The organism is Pseudomonas botevensis (assembly GCF_019145475.1).
GTDB classification, from domain to species: domain Bacteria; phylum Pseudomonadota; class Gammaproteobacteria; order Pseudomonadales; family Pseudomonadaceae; genus Aquipseudomonas; species Aquipseudomonas botevensis.
Window position 1 is genome coordinate 77,594 of record NZ_JAHTKI010000009.1, and the last position, 17,434, is coordinate 95,027.

Sequence of the window (17,434 nt, forward strand, 5' to 3'; positions counted from 1 at the left end):
AAGAACTCAGTTTATGAACGTAACGATCTTGCATGGCTACAGCGCCTCCAACTCCGGTGACGGTCTGCTCGTGGATCTGGCGATTGCCCTGGTGCAGCGCAACTTCGGCGCCGACACGTCGATCAACGTCGTGGCATCCGATCCGCAATCCTTCAGCTATTTGCCGCACAAGCGCTACGACGCACCGGTGATGGCGGCCAAGGGACTGGGGCGGGTCAAGGAAGCGGTGTTTCTCAATCAGTCCTATGCGGGCCTCGCGGATCTGTTGAAGACCACTGACCTGATCGTCGGCGTCGGCGGCGGCTACATGCGCTCCAAAAGTGCCTTCGAACACATCAAGCTGAAACTCGGCCACGCCAAGCAACTGGAAACCGCGATTCTCAGCAAAGTCCCGTCGGTGTACCTGCCGCAGAGCATCGGGCCGTTCCACGGCGAGAGCAGCAAGATTGTCGGCCACTACGCCAGCGCCGATGCGGTGTTCGTCCGCGACAATCGTTCGTCGGCGCTGTTCGATGCCTGTGAAAATGTCTACCGCGCACCCGATCTGGCGGTGCAGGCCCTGGCCGGCAAAATCCTCCTGCAATCGAAGTTCGCCCACTGCGCATCGGCGCCGGCCACCGTGTGTGTGGTGCTGCGCAAGCCGCCAGCGTGGAGCAAGGAAAAGAAGCTCGCCTACGTCGCCAACCTGAAGGTGCTTTTGCAGCGCTTGAAGAACAAAAGCAAGGTGGTCTGCGCGGTGCAGAGTTCGGTGCGTGGCAACGATGACGGCGCGTTCTATCGCGAACTGGGGATCACCGAAGACCTGCTGCCGTTGAAGGCGACACTGGCGAAGTATCAGCCGGATCTGGTGATTTCCGTGCGCCTGCACGGTGCCATCGAATCGCTGCTGTCCGGTGTTCCGGCGTACCACATCAGCTATGAGCGCAAAGGCTTCGGCGCCTATCAGGACATGGGCGTGGAAGACTGGGTCATCAATGGCGGCGACATCAACGTCGACACCATCCTTGAAACGGTTTATGCGCCGAACGCCCTGGCCAGTTTCGGCAAGCGCCTGACCGACACCTGCCGCGAGATCGAAGCCAAGACCGTGATGATGGACGAGATCATCAAAGGGATCGTTCGATGATATTTCGGCTGTTGCTGCGGGGCGGGGCACTCGGCGCGAAGTTTCTGCTGGTGCTGGCCATCACCCATTACCTGGGCTATGAAGCGCTGGGGTTTTACGGCGTGGTGGTCGCGGCTTCGTTGATCGCGTCGAAGTTCTACAGCGTCGGCTTCAGTTCCGAGATCAATCGGCTGATCAGCGTTGGCGGCAGCTCGCGGCGGGTGGTCGACAAGGTGCTGCTGCTGTACCTGGCCGTGGGGCTGCTGCTGTCGGTGCTGACGGTGCTGATTTATTCACTGTTTCAGGACGTCCAGGCGCCGACCGCACTGATTGCCTGTGTGACGCTGGTGCTGCTGACCGAGCACCTGTCCTTCGAGATCAACTCGCTCGTGTTTTCCGCGCAGAAAGCCACGTGGGGCGCGGTGCTGTTTTTCATCAAGACCGGTTTGTGGGCGCTGCTGGCGGTGGGCGGGATGATGCTCGGCTGGGTGTCTGGAATCGCCAGCGTGCTGTGGTTGTGGGTTGCCGCCAACGTGATAGTGATGGTGGCCGGTTACGCGATTGTGGCGAACGTCCATCAGGGTCGGGCAGCGACTGAACTGACTACGGGCACGGTCTGGAAAGCCGGGTTGCCGTTTTACCTGGGCACCGGCCTGATCGCCTTGAGTCAGTACGCCGAACGCTTTCTGATCATCGACCTGGAACCCTACGCCAGCCTGGGCAAATACGTGTACGCCTGGTCGGCGGCCAATACCTTGCAGGCGTTGTCCTATGCGGTGGTGGCGGTGGTGGGCATTCCGCTGCTCGCCAAGCGCTATCAGGCCGAGCAGCAACCGTTCACGGTCAGGCAACTGTTCGTGAACAAATGGGTCATGCGCTCGCTGCTGGTATCGGTGGCGGTGGCGGTGCTGATTTATCTGTTCTTCAACGTGGTGCTCGATTACGTCGCCACCAGCGTTCCGCGTCCGGATAACGGGATTCTCGGCGTGCTGATTTTCTCCTTCGCGTTACGCGCGATGGGCGACATCGTCTGGGGCGGCCTGATTGCCTCGAAAAACAGTCGGGTGTCGCTGGCGAGCGCCGCGATCTGCCTGCTGGTTTCCGTGCCGGTCAGCTATGTGCTGATCAAGCACTACTCGATCTACGGCGCGGCGTGGGGCAACGTGTTCGCGATCATCGTGCAGCTCGGGGTGATTGCCGTGCTGACCCGTACCACCCAGGCGAAAAGGGCGCTGGCATGGGGTTGAAGCTGCCGCGTATCGAGTTTCGCGGCCGCAAACTCGATTCGTCGATTTCGTTCCTGATCCTCTTCAGCGGCCTGTTTCTGTCGGTGGCGATGCCGTTGCTGGTGCCCCGGGCCCCAGGCCCGGATGCCATGACCCTGTGGATGTCCTACGCCCGCGCCGACAATTGCAACTTCTGGAATCCGTTCTCGCCGGATCGCTCGTCCTACGAGTGTTCGGCGTTTCTGCTGCGGCCCACCGGCATCAATCTGACCAATGCCTGGGCCTACGGGATGTTCTGCAATTTCCTCCTGACGACGATCCCGGTGTTCATCTTCCGGCGCATGCCGCTGACGATATTTTTTACCCTGTGTCTGTGGGGCGTGGTCCGCTCGTTTTTCCTGGAGAACCTGACCAAGGAAATCATCGTTTCGGTGGCCGTGCTGTCGATTCTGTTTGCCTCGTATACGCGCAAGTATCGTGGCGGCTTTTTCTTGTCCGCCGCGATCTACGGCATCTTGATCCGGCCGTACTGGATTCTGTTTTCCCTGGCCTGGTTCGGCGTCTGCGTGATGAAGAAATACGTCTCGCGCTTCACCTTCTTCCTGATGCTGTTCCTGTTCTACCTGGCGATCGCCACGGCGATCCAGTTGGCCCTGGGCTATTCGGTGTCATCGATCCGCGCGAGCAACAACGAGCTGCGCACGGCGGGCGAGGAGGGCTCGAAGTCGTTGATCGTGTCCTGGCTCAGCGGCGGCGACTTTGTCTCGCAGGCGCTGGACTCGATGATCATTTTCTTCCGGCTGTCGTTTCCCGTGGAGCTGATCCTGCTGTCCGGGCCGGGTCAGGCGATCTTCGTCGCGTTGATGATCATGACCTCGCTGCTGCTGTTCAAAGTCATTACCTCGACCAACTACAAAGGCGTGCCGATCCAGACCAAGGCCAAGGAACTGATCGCGATTCCTTTGTCTTTCCTGCTGGTCCAGGGCCTGTTCGAGCCGGACTTCGGCTCCTTCGCCCGACACTTTTCCATGGTGGTGCCGGTGTTGTTCGTCGGGTTGGGATTGATGTTGCGGGCAAACAAACCGGTGTTGGTTGAATCAAGAATCCTGAGTTGAGGCTTGTGCTTTATGTCGAGCAAAAATAAGTCGCTGGAGATCGAAACCCTGCGCGGCCTGGCGTGCCTGTTGCTGGTGCTTTATCACGTGATCGGCCCATTGGGCGGCGGCTTGAAAATAGACCTGGGCTCGCCGTTCCGGGTGATCGCCGATTCCATGGTCTACGTGCGCATGCCGCTGTTCACCTTCATTTCTGGCTACATCTATTCCATCTACAAAATCCGGGGCAACGACTTTTCGGCGTTCTTCACCGGCAAGGTGCGGCGGCTGATCGTGCCGCTGTTTTGCGTTGGTGTGCCGTTTTCCGTGTTGCAGGCGGTGGGGCCGGGCGTGAACAAGGATGTCGGTGTGGTCGACGCGTTGTTGTCGTTCTACGTGCCGGTCAACCATTTCTGGTTCTTGCAGGCAGTGTTCATCATTTTCATGTTCGTCGGCCTGCTGGAGTGGCGTGGCCTGCTGCGCTCGGCTACGCGCTTGTACCTGCTGTTTGCGTTTGCAGCGCTGGTGTTCCTGCTGCCGCCGTTCAAGGTCGATGCGTTTGGCATCAATGGCGCGACCTATCTGTTGCCGTTCTTTGTGGCGGGGATGATCGGCCAGGAGAAAGTCGACACCCTGAGGCATTTCCTCAAGGTGATCGGGCCGTGGGTGTTCGTGATGATTTCGCTGGCGCTGCTGTATGTGGCGGCGAAGGATCGCGAGCTGATCGTCGATCGCCGCAGTCTGGTCGGTCTGACGGTGGGCTGCGTGTCGTGCTTCGCACTGCTGTCGAGTGATATGCGCTCGAAGTGGCTGACCTGGCTCGGCGGTTATTCCTACGCGATTTTCCTGTTCCATGTGTTGTTTGCCGCCACTTCGCGGTTTGTCCTGGGGCGTCTGGGGGTGCATGAAGACGCGGTTCTGGTGCTCGGCGGCGTGGCTCTGGGCTTGTTGGGGCCGGTGCTGCTGTCGATGCTTTTCAGTCGGTTCAACTTCACCTCCGTGCTGTTTCTGGGGGAGCGTGCCGCTGTCAAAAAACCTGCGGCGAAAGTCGCTCCGGTGGCGCAGGCCTGATGATTGTCTGGATAAAGGAAATACCCCATGGTGGCTGTCGATAACGCTCAACCGGTTGCCGCGTCGGTGGTCGAGGTCGGCGACGCACGCGAGCGCTTTGCCCAGTGGCGCGAGGGCAAGGCCGGGAAGGTTCTGTCGATCTCGGTGATTGGCGACAGCTACAGCGCCGGCCAGGATTTCTATCTGAACCGGTTCGTGCAGCGGCTGGTCGGGGAGGCGGGTTTCGCCGGCCCCGGCTACATCGGTTTCAATCACGGCGCGGCGCTCGGCGGCACTCATTTCAAGTACACCCGAACCAGTGAGAAATACTTTGGCGGCGACTGGCAGGTCTCCCGCCTCGGCCAGGCCAGCCCCGACAGTCGTACCGTGACGGGCCGCCCCGGTGCCTGGCTGGAAGTCGATGCCCATCCAACCCCGGCGATCAACACCGCCGTCAGCCAGGCCAAATTGCTTTACCTGGGCAACGGCGAAAACAGCGAGTTGCGTTATCGCTGGGCGCCCGCGCAAGCCTGGCAACCGCTGAAACTGGCAGGCGAGGGCGTTCAGGAAGTACCGCTGTCGGGCGCATCGGCAGTCGCGGACTGGGCGTTCAGGCTCGAAGTGGTGAAAGGTTCGCCGACATTGTTCGGCCTGTGGATGAGCAACGAGCAGGGCGGCGTGCGAGTGTCCAAACTGGCGGCCTCCGGTGCGGCGTCCGCTGACTTCTATCACGCGGATGGTCGCTGGCAGGCGCAGTGGAAAGCGGCGGTGGCGAAGATTCCTGCTGACATCTACCTGATCATGCTCGGCGGCAACGATCAGGGCTTCGGCGTCAAACCCGAGCAATACCTGAAGAACATTCAGGGCCTGGTGGGGATGGTGCGCGAGATTCAACCGCAGGCGAGCATCAACCTGATCCTGCGTCAGGACACGTCACGCGCCAGCGCCTATCCGATGTCCGCTTATGCACAAGTGCTGCAACCCTGGGCGCGCAAGGAACATCTGGGCTACGCCAATCTGCAATGCGCCTTCGGCAGCGACGTCAAACGCTATGCCCTGGGTGGGCCAATGCCGATGATCGGTCCGGACCGGATTCATCCGCTTCCGGACACGGGGGGAAAGGTGATTGCCGACTACTTCCATCGGCTGATCGTGGGTGGCCACAACGCGGTTTCGCCGCAGGACACCTGTGGCGAAACCACGCGCTAAGTCGTTAGCGCAAAACCTGTTCGAAGCGATCCAGTTGACTCAGCAACTGCGCCGTGCGCAGCGGCATCAGTTGCAGATCGCAGCGGGTTTCCACATTGATGATGATCGCCGGGTCGTTGCAGCAGATGCGCACCCGGAAGCGCCAGTCGCTGAAAATCACTTTCAGGCCGTCGCGGTCATCGATCTCCAGCGCCTGTTCGGCATAGAGCTGTTTCAGGTGGGCGAGCAGGGGGTAGGGATCGGGCAGCGGGCGGCGAATGTCCCCGGACGAGGGGAACATGCCGATGCGTTCGACCATCAGCAGCGGCCCCAGCCAGGATTCATTGGCGCTGGGCAGTGGCTGATGCCGGGACAGCCAGCTCATCACCCCGAGGTTGCCCACCTCCGGTTCAAGGTTTGCCGCGTGTTGTGCACTGTTCATGGTTGCCTGCCTGAATGGAAAGTGGGCCTGGGGTGGTGGCTGACGGGGCCGACTCAGCGCCCTTTGTACAGGTTCTCGTAGCAGAAATTGGTGGCTTCGATGTAACCCTCGGCGCCGCCGCAATCGAAGCGCAGGCCTTCGAATTTGTAGGCCAGCACGCCACCGTTGCGTGCCTGTTTCATCAGGGCGTCGGTGATCTGGATCTCGCCGCCCTTGCCAGGCTCGGTGTCGGCGATCAGGTCGAAAATATCCGGGGTCAGGATGTAGCGGCCGATGATCGCCAGGTTCGACGGAGCGTCCTGCGGGGCAGGTTTCTCCACCATGTTGTTGACCCGGTAGAGGCCGTCGGCAATCTGTTCGCCAGCGATCACGCCGTACTTGTGGGTCTGGTCGTGCGGCACTTCCTGGATGGCGACGATCGAGCAGCGGTGCTTCTTGTAGAGCTGGATCATCTGCGTGAGCACGCCGTCACCGGCAAGGTTCAGGCACAGGTCATCGGCCAGCACCACGGCGAACGGTTCTTCGCCGATCAGCGGGCGGCCACTGAGGATCGCGTGGCCCAGGCCTTTCATTTCCACCTGGCGGGTGTAGGAAAAGGTGCAGGTATCGATCAGCTCGCGGGTGCCGGCGAGGAATTCTTCCTTCGCGGTGCCACGGATCTGGTGTTCGAGTTCGTAGCTGATGTCGAAGTGGTCTTCCAGCGCGCGTTTGCCCCGCCCGGTCACGATCGCCATGTGTTGCAGGCCGGCGTCCCGTGCTTCTTCAACGGCGTATTCGATCAGCGGCTTGTTGACGATCGGCAGCATTTCTTTGGGCATGGCTTTGGTGGCCGGCAAGAAACGCGTGCCGTAGCCGGCAGCGGGGAACAAACATTTACGAATCATAAAAGTATCCTGGGACATTCATGGAACGCAGCCAGCGGCCGCGCGCAAATAGCGAATGGTTGCAAGTTTCAATGATTATTGAAGGTTTACTTTAATACCCGAGTCGGATAGCCAGTGGCAATTAGTAATTAGTGCGGGGCGGGTCAATGTTATTAGATGTCGGCTGGATACTTGTTAGTTATTTTTAGTCGGTATCTGTCGATAGTGGTGAGTGCGTTTCGAGTGCTAATAAGTACCAGGCAATACAGTTTGGCCTGCAAAAATATTTATTGCCAGTGGTTGAACTGTTTTTGTTTTGAGTTGTTGTCGAGCCTGTTTGTGTGCGTCACGACACATATTCAATAAGTGGGGCTTGACACGTTAGTTGGCACTTTTACCCACCATGGACCGCGCTATGAAGATTCTGGTAACGGGTGGAGCCGGATATATCGGCTCGCACACCACACTTGCGCTGCTTGAAGCAGGCTATGAAGTCGTTGTTCTGGATAATCTTTGCAACAGCAGCGATGCGGCCCTGCACGCCGTGGAAGCCATTTGCGGCAAAAGTGCGCTGATGATTCGCGGCGACGTGTGTGACCGGGCGCTGCTGGACCGGATCTTCGAAGAGCACGCGATTGACGCGGTGCTGCATTTCGCCGGGCTCAAGGCCGTCGGCGAGAGCGTGCGAAAGCCGCTCGAATACTACGAAACCAACGTCGGCGGCAGCATCGCGCTGTGCCAGGCGATGGCGGCGGCGGGGGTGTTCCGTCTGGTGTTCAGTTCATCGGCCACGGTCTACGGCGAGCCGGCGCAGATGCCGATCAGCGAGGATTTCCCGACGGGCACTCCGACCAATCCTTACGGGCAATCCAAGCTGATCGTCGAAAACGTCCTGCGTGACCTGGGCAAGGCCGAGCCGCGCTGGAGCATCGCGCTGTTGCGTTACTTCAACCCGATCGGTGCCCACGACAGCGGCCACATGGGCGAGGACCCCAGCGGTATCCCGAATAATCTGGTGCCCTACATCAGTCAGGTAGCGGTCGGTAGCCTTCAGGAGCTGTCGATCTTTGGCAACGATTACCCCACGGTCGACGGCACCGGCGTGCGCGATTACATCCACGTTGTCGACCTCGCTGACGGGCATCTGAAGGCGTTGCAGTCCATTGTTGGCCGCACCGGCATTCATACCTGGAACCTCGGCACCGGCGATGGCTACAGCGTGATGCAAGTGCTGCGGGCGTTCGAACAGGCGTGCGGGCAACCGGTGCCGTATCGGCTAATGCCGCGCCGTTCGGGGGATATCGCCGAGAGCTGGGCCGACGCTTCCAAGGCCGAAAAAGAGCTGGGCTGGAAGGCCACGCGCAATCTGCAGCAAATGATGACAGACACCTGGCGCTGGCAATCGAACCATCCCCGGGGCTATCTCGAGTGATGTCATTTTGGCCCGATGTTAGTTTCAGTCAGGTTGTTAGATATCGTCGGGAAAATACGCTGGCAATGACTTTTACAAGTCCGTAGATATAAACCCGCCGTTGGACATTAACAGGCAGGTAGTGCTGTTAATGAATAGCGGATCTTGTCGCGTTTTTTGCGACTTGAACTCTACCACCTCTAACGGAAGACCCGATGTTATAAGTCGGATGTTAGAAAGGAGTTGATATGAAAAAAGTGATGGCGATTGCTCTGTTGACGATGTTGAGCAACTGGGCATCCGCAGCTGAAGCGCCGCTTACAGCGGTGACCAATGTAGTGGGAAGTGTGGCGGCCTCGTCGGCGCCCGCAGCCAGTACTGCAATGGTCGCCAGTGCCGTAGCGGCGTCCAACAGTGGTGGAAGTGCCAACGGCGGTACCACCGGTACGACAGGTACTACTGGCACAACCGGCACGCACAACTAACTGAAACAACTGTTGGTGCAGTACAAGGTCGCCCGACGAAAGTCGGGTGACTTTGTTTTTGGATTCGCCCTTGAATAGCGTAGTGCCATTATGACTCGTAGTTTTTATCTTTTAATGTTGGCAAGTATCGCTTTGCAAGGTTGCATGTTTTCCCCCGGCCAGTACCTGAGCACCAGTAGCATCACCCGCCAGGGCGCCAGTGAAAGCAGCCGGGTCGAGCTGATCCCGATCACCCCCAAGCTGATCTCCATGAACCGCGCCACCGCCAAGCGTGAGTCGGTGCCCGCCGAGTTGCTGGAGACGCCCGCCGAGTACCGCATCGGCAGGAACGACGTGTTGTACATCACCGTCTGGGATCACCCCGAGCTGACGGCGCCGTCGGGCGCGCAACAGCAGATCGATGCCAACGGCCGTCTGGTGCGCTCCGATGGCACGCTGTACTACCCGTTCATCAAGGAAGTCCAGGCCGCCGGCCGGACCATCCAGCAACTGCGCTCGGACATCGAACAGCGTCTGTCGGCGTTCATCGCCGAGCCGCAGGTGGATGTCGCCGTGTTGCGTTTCGCCAGCCAGAAAGTCGTGGTCACCGGCGCTGTGGCGAAGGCCGGCCCGCAAGCCATTTCCACCAACCCGCTGAGCGTGGTCGAGGCCCTTGGTTCGGCCGGCATCGATACCAACAATGCCGACTTGTCCGGCCTGCTGCTGACGCGCAACGGACGGGTGTACCCGCTCAATCTCGATACCCTCAATCAGCAGGATTCCGAGTTGCAGAACGTCTACCTCAAGGGTGGCGATCAGCTGTATCTGCCGTACAACGACAACAAGCGCATTTACGTCATGGGCGAGGTCAATCAGCCCCGCGCGCTGAGCTTCAAGACCGCGACCATGAACCTCTCCGATGTCCTCGGGTCGGTCGGCGGATTGAGCCAGACCACCGCCAACGGCAACGCTGTGTACGTGATCCGGGGCGTTGAGAATCTCGATGTCGAACCGGCGAAGGTCTATCAACTGGAAGCCGAATCGCCGACCGCCATGGTCCTGGCCACCCACTTCGAAGTGCGTCCCCAGGACGTGGTGTATGTCGGACCTGCCAACGTGACTCGCTGGAACCGCCTCATCAGTCAACTGGTGCCGTCGGCATCGATTGTCGGGACCGGTGCTTCCGCTGCGAAGAACTGGAGCGAATTCAGTAACAACAGCAAATAAGGCCAGGCCCGACTGTGAAAACGTTGAAAGTTGGCGTCTGCCTGATGGCGGCCTCGTTGCTGTGCGGCTGCAACCCGCTGATGGTCGCCTCGGTGACCAACCTCAAATCGGCGGTGACCGGGCCGGATGACCTGGAAGTGACGGCGGCCCAGGTCGCCGAGGTGCGTTATCCGCAAATCAAACTGACCACGCCGTCCGGCTCCGGGGTGCTGGCGCTGGTGCGCGAGCGCGAAGACCTGCAGTTCTGGGTCGCCTCCGGCAAGCAAGTGCTGCTGCTGCGCGACGGCCTGGCGGTGCGCAGCATCGGCCTGGGCACCGAGGGTGATCTGGACGGCACGCGGCTGTCCGACGCCGCGCCGTTCAAGCGCGGCTTGCACCAGGTCACCGATGGCTACACCAGCCAACGCTGGATCGACCTCTACAAAGGTCAGGAAGTCGGGCTGATCGTACACAGCCGCTTCTCGCGCAAATCCATGGAAACCCTCGAAATCCTCAACAAGGAATACGCCGTGTTGCGTGTCGATGAGCGCATCGACGTCCCGGCCATCGGCCTGCGGGCGACCAATCGTTACTGGGTCGATCCGGTTGACGGTTTCATTGTGCAGAGCGAACAGCAACTGACCTCGCAACTGCGGGTGAAGATCGTGCAACTGACCCCCGATCGCAGGCATGTGCCATGAAGCGCCTGCGCACGTTATCCGCGTGCCTGCTGTTGCTCAGCGCGGCGAGTCAGGCGGCGGTTACCGTCACCGGTGATGTTGCCAATCCCGGCCCGGTCGAGTTGCCGGCCGGCGGGCGCCTGCTGGACGTGATCGGCGAGGCGGTGCCGAATGCCGAAGGTTATTGGCTGGCGGGGGTATTGCTGCGCCAGTCGCTGCTGGAGGAACAGACCCGGCTCAAGGCTGGCGTGCTGTTCGACCTCGATGTGTTGCATCGCCTGTCCTCGTTGTTCGACCGACCGAGTCGGGCCGCCCTGGCCGTGCGCGTGTCCGAGGAGGTGCGGCAGATGCCGGTCACCGGGCGGCAGATCGCCGATCTGGACCCGGTCGCACTGGAAGTCGGCTTCGCCCGCAATATTCGTCTGGACGATGGCGATCGCCTGATCTACCCGAAGCGAGTCGACGAGGTCGAGGTACTGGGCGCAGTCGCCGAGCCGTGCCGCTTGCCTTATCAGCCGTTGCAGGAGGCCCGTGAATACCTGCAAGGCTGCACGTTGCTGGAGGGTGATGCCGACGCCGATTACCTGTGGCTGATCCAGCCCAATGGTGTTTCCCGGCGGATCGGCATCGCTCACTGGAACCGCGAGAGCGGGCATCTGCCGGTCGCCGGCAGCAAGATTCTGGTGCCGTTGAAAAACGATGATCTGGACCCGCCGATCCCTGAACTGAATCAGCAGTTGGCCGAATTCATTGCCACGCAGCTGGCTGAGGTGGTTCGTTGAATTTACGTTTTGCAGCTGTATTTCTGTTGCCGTGCGGTCTGGTTCATGCGGAGCCGCGCATTACTCAAAATGACTTCGGTGGCACCGGGCTGTTGCAGACGCCGACGGCGCGCATGGCCCCGGCCGGCGAGTTGAGCGTCAACGCCAACCGCACCGAACCCTACAGCCGTTACAGTGTTTCGTTGCAGCCGCTGGACTGGCTCGAAGGCTCGTTTCGTTACACCGCGATCACCAACCGGCCCTACGGCTCCGAGGCCCTTAGCGGCAGCCAGAGCTATAAGGACAAGGCGGTCGACGTCAAGGCCCGCCTGTGGGAGGAGAGTCACTGGGCGCCGGAAGTGGCCCTGGGTTTCCGGGACGTCGGCGGTACGGGCTTGTTCTCCAGTGAATTCCTGGTGGCCAACAAGCGCTATGACAATTTCGATTTCAGCGCCGGCATTGCCTGGGGCTACATCGGCAATCGCGGCGACGTCGACAACCCGCTGGGGTGGGCTTCGGATCGCTTCAACACGCGACCGAATCTCGAAGGCACCGGTGACGTCAACGCCGGCTCGTACTTCCGTGGCAGCCCGTCGTTTTTCGGCGGCGTGAGCTACCAGACACCCTGGGACCGGCTCAGCCTGAAACTCGAATACGAAGGCAACGATTACAAACACGAGCCGAAGGACAACGTGATCGAGCAGGACTCGCCGATCAACCTGGGCGCGGTGTTCAAGGTGACCGATTCGATTGATGTCAGCGCGGCATGGGAGCGCGGCAATACGGCGATGTTCGGCGTCACCTTCCACACCAATTTCGTCAGTCGCAAGGCCCCGGCCAAGACCTTCGATCCACCGGCCGAACCGTTGCCGGCGAAGGCGCCCGTTACCGCGATGGATCAGGTGAACTGGCCCGAGGTTTCGCAACGCTTGCAGCAGAATGCCGGCTACAAGGTCGAGCGCATCAGCCAGCGCGGTTCCGAGTTGATCGTGTACGGCGAGCAGCAGCGTTATTTCCATTCGGCCAAGGCCGTGGGGCGTGCCAGCCGGATTCTCGACAACAGCGTCAACGACGACATCGACTGGTTCACCGTGGTCAACAAGCGCTACGACCTGCCGCTGGAAGAAACCAGTGTGCCGCGCCAGACCTTCCGCGAAGTCATCAACAACGAGGAACCGCTGCAATCGCTGCACCGTACCACCGAAGTCAACCCGGCGATGCCGCACAACGAAACCACGCTCTACACCGAGGCGCCGCAGCACTTCAGCCACGGCATCGGCCTGGGCTTCAAACAGAACGTCGGCGGTCCGGATGGTTTTCTCTATCAACTCAGCGCCGATGCGGACGCCGAATACCGGTTCAACCGCAACACCTGGTGGAGCGGCTTGCTCAGCGCCAACCTGATCAACAACTTCGACAAATTCGGCTACGACGCACCCAGCGGCTTGCCCCGCGTGCGTACGGATCTGCGCCAGTACCTGACCACCTCCGAAGTCACCATGCCGTTGTTCCAGGTCAGCCACGCCGAACAGTTGGACAAAGACCTGTATGGCATGGTCTACGGCGGTTATCTGGAGTCGATGTTTGCCGGAGTAGGGGGCGAGGTGCTGTTTCGTCCGACCGGCCAGCGCTGGGCGGTGGGGGCGGATCTGAACTACGCGCGCAAGCGCGATTTCGACCAGGGCTTCGGTCTGCAGGACTACTCGGTAGTGACCGGGCATATTACCGGCTACACCGATTTGCCCTATGACACCCTCGCGGCGGTCAGCGTCGGGCGCTATCTGGCCGGTGACTGGGGCGCGACGGTCGACATCTCCCGGGAGTTTTCCAACGGCGTGCGCTTTGGCGCCTGGGCGACGATGACCACCGCCTCCAGCGCCGAATACGGCGAAGGTAGTTTCGACAAAGGGCTCTACCTGTCCATCCCGTTCGACGAACTGATGAGCATGTCGACCATGCGCCGCGCCAACCTCGTCTGGGCACCGCTGACCCGCGACGGTGGCGCTCGACTCAATCGCGCCTATCAACTGCACTCGATGACCGACAGTCGTGATGACGACATGTTCTACCGCAACTTCGGGAAGATCACCGAGTAAGCCTGTAACCGCAAAACATCCCGATGGGTGCGGGCTTGCTCGAGAACGCGGTGGGTCAGCCACTTCAATGTTGACTGACCTGACGCCTTCGCGGGCAAGCTCGCTCCCACAGGTGTTGTCCGGTCAGTCGCCTCCCCGAATCCCGCCCACAAAAAAGGGGACTTGCGTCCCCTTTGCGGTATTGCCTTTTGCAGTGCTAGCCCATCAGTAGATGTCTTTCGACAGCAGGGTAAACGGCGTCTTCACCAGGATCTTCAGATCCAGCCACAACGACCAGTTGTTGATGTACTTCAGGTCGATCTCCACGCGTTTCTGCATCTTGTCGAGGGTGTCGGTCTCGCCACGGCAGCCGCTGATTTGCGCCAGGCCGGTGATGCCCGGTTTGATTCGGTGACGGGCCATGTAGGCGAGAATTTTTCCCGAGTAGTAGTTGTTGTGCGCAACGGCGTGAGGGCGCGGGCCGACCAGCGCCATATGCCCTTGCAGCACGTTGAACAGTTGCGGCAGTTCGTCCAGCGAGGTCCGGCGGATGAAGCGTCCAACGGCGGTGATACGCGAGTCGTTGCGGCTGGCCTGTTTGACCTCGCGATCATCGTGGACGCGCATCGAGCGGAATTTCCAGACCTTGATCACCTTGCCGTTCCAGCCATGACGGTCCTGCTTGAAGAACACCGGGCCGGCCGAGCTGAGTTTCACCGCCAGCGCGACAGCCAGCAGCACCGGGCTCAACAGTATGATCGCCAGCAGCGCGACGATCTTCTCCACCAGGCTTTTGCTCAGTGCAGCGGTAGGGCGGCTGGTCAACGGGCTTTCGTTGAGGTAGATCGCCGGCAGGCCGTCCACGACTTTCACCGAATGATTGAGCAGCGTCAGGCTGTTCAGGTCCGGCACCCACACCACGTCAACGTTGGCGCCCAGCAGATCGACGTACATCGCTTCGATCTTTGCCGCTTCCGACAGGGGCAGGGTGATGTACAGGCGACGGATGTCGTAGGTCTGGATCAGCGCCAGCAGATCTTCCTGGTCGCCGACGACGCGCGGTGCGTCAGCCTCCAGGGACGGTTTCGTACCGTTGCTGACCAGACCCACCAGCGGCAGGTTTTCCAGCTGACTCAACTTCTTCGCCAGCCCCAGTGCCAGTTCGCCAGTGCCGACGATCAGGGTCTTGTGCTCGCTTTTACGCGAGCGCTGGTAGTACTTCGAGAACGCATGCAACGGCGCGTACAGGAAGGCCTGACCGAGGAAACCATACACCGCCCAGCTCAGGATCACCTGCCGTGAAAACAGCTCATCGGCCTTGCACACGAACGCGATGCACGCCAGCGCCGCCATGGTCATGGACCAGCCCATGAACAGACGTCCCAGCCCTGTCACGTAGTTGTCTCTTTTTCGATACACGCCGCTGAAGGTGTAAGCCGGAACCGAAGCCAGTACCGCCAGTGTCGCGCACATCCGGTAATAGAACGCGACGGTCCCGGTGTGTTGCTCGGCAAGTATGAACAACAGCGAAACAATAAAGCCTTGCGCCAGCGCCCATTGGCCCCAAAAGGTCAGTCCCTTGAGGCCGGTGTTTCGATTGATACGAAGAGTAAGATCCATACGATATCCCCAAAAGACGTCCATTCAGGTTTCAACAGTTGAAATCCGAGTTGTTAAACAGACTTATTGTTTTTGTTGGTGCGAGTGTTCTGAGGTAACAACGTCGATATGCCGAACTGTCGTCAGTCAATAGACTAAGTTATCGATGGAATTGCTGTGCTGACGAGTTCTAACAAAGATGGCACAGTGCCAACTATCTAAATTGTAAATAGAGTGAGCGTTAGAAAAGGTCAAATAGAAGGGGGTGAATTATTTATGTTGTGTTTGATACTGTAGGAGGGGTCGGGGCAACAGACTTTAATCAGGGAGGGAGGAAACCAAACAGAGTGCTCTTGTTGTTTTTGTAATCGCACTTTTTTCTGTTTGTCTGGCAGGCGTGCGTATTACGCGACGACTTCCTGGATCAGGCAATAACCGCGATTGCGCACGGCACGAAACAGTCGCTCACCATTGCTGGCGCTTTTGAATTTGTCTTGCAGGCGACTCAGGCACATTTCCAGTCCGCGATATTGTTCCGGTTCTCTGCCGATGCTGAGGATCAGTTCATCCCGGCTGACAACCCGCTCTTCATGGTGCAGCATTTTCCTGACCAGCGCAGTTTCGAGCCCAGTGAGACTGATCTCGACGCCTTCTTTGGTCAGTGCGCCCTGATCATTGTCCAGATGCCAGGCATCTGTGCAGGGCGTGTCGCATTCGAGGGTTCGGGAAGTGGCGCCGGTTTCTCCGCTGATGGCTGTGGAGCTGTGGAATGGATTTGCCGATTGCGCTGCCAGCCATTCGGACTCGAGGGTGGCCAATATTCTCTGGGTATCATGTTCGATGCTGTGTGCGACAGGCTTCCTTGTGCCGCGTGGGTAAGTGAATTCCATCAGCATCGGAGTGGAAGAGGGCGAAGCAACACCTTCAATGAACATTTGTGCCTGGGACGTGCCGAACGAATTGAAACGCTCGCTGGAAAGAATACTCTCGAGTTCACGTTGCGACGCTGAGTTGTTGGTCACGACAACAAAGTATTTCCTTGGGAGGGTTGTACTAGTTTCCATGTCTCTCTCCTAAAACACACCAAATTTGGCTAAAAGATAATCGGCAGTCGAGCAATGATTTCCTCGGAATCAATCGATAGGCAGGGTCTGGACCCAAAGATGGCCCTCGATAAGTTCCACTCGGTCTGCTGTTAGAGTAATGATTTATTGTTATGTTTAAGTGTTGCAGCGCTCATGCAATTGACTGCTTATTATTAAATATGTGATGTAAGTAACACTGTGAGACATCGGATCTTTATAGCGTTGCATCAGACGTTCCCTCGTATGCTGCAAAAGATTGCCTTCCTGATTCAGGCGGTTGAAATCAACCCCCTCATCAGACGATAGCCATACCCGCGAATGCTCTGGATGGCGTTCGTACCGTACACGTCCTTGATTTTTCCACGCAAGCGGCTTATCGATTTTTCCAGCGCCCGGGGATCATAGAAATTGCTGTTGAGGCCCATGATGCTGGCGATTTCGTCGTGACTGAGGATGTGATTGCCGGTCTGCGCGAACGCTTCCAGAATCTTCATCTCGGCAAAAGATATGTCCAGTTTCCTGCTGGTGTCCGACAGGCAGATGCGGGTGGGATCCAGCATCAGATTGATATCTCGTTGCCATTCTTCGCTGTTGAAGAATTCGGCGAGCAACTCAGAGCCTTCGTCGGAAACGGTATTGAACTTGATACAGAAATCGGCACCGGCAAGAAAGTACTTGATCTTGTTGAAGGCGCCACGTCCCGTGATCGCGACACAAATGATCGGTTTCAAGTTGTCGGCGCGCAGGTTTTCCACCAGCGCCAGGTTGTCTTCGAGTGCCTGAGGGCTGTCGATGACAATGAATATGGCCCGGTACGAACCAGGGAATTCATTCTTGTATGAACTAGTGTAGGTATCTGCCTCAAGGGCAATATCGGTCCGCAAATGTCTGGCGACCAGCGCACTAAAATGTTCGGCCACGCCACGGGTACGACCCAGAGTGAGAACACCCGGCTCGTCGCTTATCCGCTGCTGGCGGCTAGTCGCTAAGTTCCCTGTGAGCATTATGCATTGACTCGAAAAAGTGCTGACATCGGGATGTTAAAGCACCGGTTCTCATCTGTGACTGACAATTGGTAACATTTACGCGGTTTTTAGACTTGGCTCCCGAGTTTTCTAACAATAATTAAGCTTTTCAAGCTTTTAGTTGCTTTTCTCGGTGCTCTGAACTAGCGGAATAGAGCGG

Annotated in this window: 16 protein-coding genes; 11 read left to right on the top strand and 5 right to left on the bottom strand. The window is 58.9% G+C overall.

Features of this window, described 5'->3' with window-relative positions; all coding sequences use genetic code 11:
• Window positions 1-13: 13 nt before the first annotated feature.
• The 5 genes from KVQ74_RS13440 to KVQ74_RS13460 are packed head-to-tail and all read left to right on the top strand — an operon-like array spanning window position 14 to window position 5,684.
• Window positions 14-1,126 carry a polysaccharide pyruvyl transferase family protein gene (locus tag KVQ74_RS13440; protein WP_217831576.1) on the top strand — a complete coding sequence of 371 codons (1,113 nt, stop codon included), beginning with the start codon at window positions 14-16 and terminating at the stop codon, window positions 1,124-1,126.
• Complete coding sequence (locus tag KVQ74_RS13445) at window positions 1,123-2,352, top strand: MATE family efflux transporter (RefSeq protein WP_217831577.1); 1,230 nt, start codon at window positions 1,123-1,125, stop codon at window positions 2,350-2,352. Before KVQ74_RS13440 ends, KVQ74_RS13445 begins: the two co-directional genes overlap by 4 nt.
• A complete protein-coding gene (locus KVQ74_RS13450; RefSeq protein ID WP_217831578.1) occupies window positions 2,343-3,446 on the top strand; it encodes a hypothetical protein in 1,104 nt (367 codons plus the stop codon). The genes KVQ74_RS13445 and KVQ74_RS13450 overlap by 10 nt, the downstream gene beginning before the upstream one ends.
• Before the next feature lie 12 nt (window positions 3,447-3,458).
• On the top strand, window positions 3,459-4,496 hold the full coding sequence (locus tag KVQ74_RS13455; RefSeq protein ID WP_217831579.1) for an acyltransferase family protein: 1,038 nt from the start codon (window positions 3,459-3,461) through the stop codon (window positions 4,494-4,496).
• A 27-nt stretch (window positions 4,497-4,523) separates the two neighbouring features.
• Window positions 4,524-5,684, top strand: coding sequence for an SGNH/GDSL hydrolase family protein (locus KVQ74_RS13460; protein WP_217831580.1), 1,161 nt, complete (start codon window positions 4,524-4,526; stop codon window positions 5,682-5,684).
• Window positions 5,685-5,688: 4 nt separating this feature from the next.
• Here KVQ74_RS13460 and KVQ74_RS13465 read toward each other — a convergent pair whose 3' ends face one another.
• Together KVQ74_RS13465 and galU are read right to left on the bottom strand one after the other, a co-directional pair.
• Window positions 5,689-6,105, bottom strand: coding sequence for a phosphohexomutase domain-containing protein (locus KVQ74_RS13465; protein WP_217831581.1), 417 nt, complete (start codon window positions 6,103-6,105; stop codon window positions 5,689-5,691).
• Between the two features lie 53 nt (window positions 6,106-6,158).
• Window positions 6,159-6,989, bottom strand: coding sequence for a UTP--glucose-1-phosphate uridylyltransferase GalU (gene galU / locus KVQ74_RS13470; protein ID WP_217831582.1), 831 nt, complete (start codon window positions 6,987-6,989; stop codon window positions 6,159-6,161).
• A 394-nt stretch (window positions 6,990-7,383) separates the two neighbouring features.
• Here galU and galE point away from each other — a divergent pair, with 394 nt between their 5' ends.
• The 6 genes from galE to KVQ74_RS13500 all read left to right on the top strand — a co-directional run bounded on the left by galE (window position 7,384) and on the right by KVQ74_RS13500 (window position 13,586).
• Window positions 7,384-8,400 (top strand): UDP-glucose 4-epimerase GalE, encoded by a 1,017-nt coding sequence (galE, locus tag KVQ74_RS13475; protein WP_217831583.1) that lies wholly within the window; start codon window positions 7,384-7,386, stop codon window positions 8,398-8,400.
• A gap of 227 nt (window positions 8,401-8,627) precedes the next feature.
• The gene (locus tag KVQ74_RS13480) at window positions 8,628-8,864 is read left to right on the top strand and encodes a hypothetical protein (RefSeq protein WP_217831584.1); all 237 of its coding nucleotides are present in this window, start codon (window positions 8,628-8,630) and stop codon (window positions 8,862-8,864) included.
• Window positions 8,865-8,954: 90 nt separating this feature from the next.
• Entirely contained in the window at window positions 8,955-10,070 is a 1,116-nt protein-coding gene (locus tag KVQ74_RS13485; protein ID WP_217831585.1) for a polysaccharide biosynthesis/export family protein, read from the top strand.
• A gap of 14 nt (window positions 10,071-10,084) precedes the next feature.
• Window positions 10,085-10,750: a YjbF family lipoprotein gene (locus tag KVQ74_RS13490; protein ID WP_217831586.1), complete on the top strand. Its 666-nt coding sequence runs from the start codon at window positions 10,085-10,087 to the stop codon at window positions 10,748-10,750.
• Window positions 10,747-11,511 carry a capsule biosynthesis GfcC family protein gene (locus KVQ74_RS13495; protein ID WP_217831587.1) on the top strand — a complete coding sequence of 255 codons (765 nt, stop codon included), beginning with the start codon at window positions 10,747-10,749 and terminating at the stop codon, window positions 11,509-11,511. Before KVQ74_RS13490 ends, KVQ74_RS13495 begins: the two co-directional genes overlap by 4 nt.
• Window positions 11,508-13,586, top strand: a complete 2,079-nt coding sequence (locus KVQ74_RS13500; RefSeq protein WP_217831588.1) for a YjbH domain-containing protein — start codon at window positions 11,508-11,510, stop codon at window positions 13,584-13,586. Before KVQ74_RS13495 ends, KVQ74_RS13500 begins: the two co-directional genes overlap by 4 nt.
• Before the next feature lie 204 nt (window positions 13,587-13,790).
• Here the strand turns inward: KVQ74_RS13500 and KVQ74_RS13505 are convergent, their stop codons facing one another.
• The 3 genes from KVQ74_RS13505 to KVQ74_RS13515 all read right to left on the bottom strand — a co-directional run bounded on the left by KVQ74_RS13505 (window position 13,791) and on the right by KVQ74_RS13515 (window position 17,256).
• The gene (locus KVQ74_RS13505; protein WP_217831589.1) at window positions 13,791-15,185 is read right to left on the bottom strand and encodes an undecaprenyl-phosphate glucose phosphotransferase; all 1,395 of its coding nucleotides are present in this window, start codon (window positions 15,183-15,185) and stop codon (window positions 13,791-13,793) included.
• Between the two features lie 383 nt (window positions 15,186-15,568).
• Window positions 15,569-16,228 (bottom strand): winged helix-turn-helix domain-containing protein, encoded by a 660-nt coding sequence (locus KVQ74_RS13510; protein WP_217831590.1) that lies wholly within the window; start codon window positions 16,226-16,228, stop codon window positions 15,569-15,571.
• 290 nt (window positions 16,229-16,518) lie between these two features.
• Window positions 16,519-17,256 (bottom strand): winged helix-turn-helix domain-containing protein, encoded by a 738-nt coding sequence (locus KVQ74_RS13515; protein ID WP_318837830.1) that lies wholly within the window; start codon window positions 17,254-17,256, stop codon window positions 16,519-16,521.
• Between the last annotated feature and the right edge of the window lie 178 nt (window positions 17,257-17,434).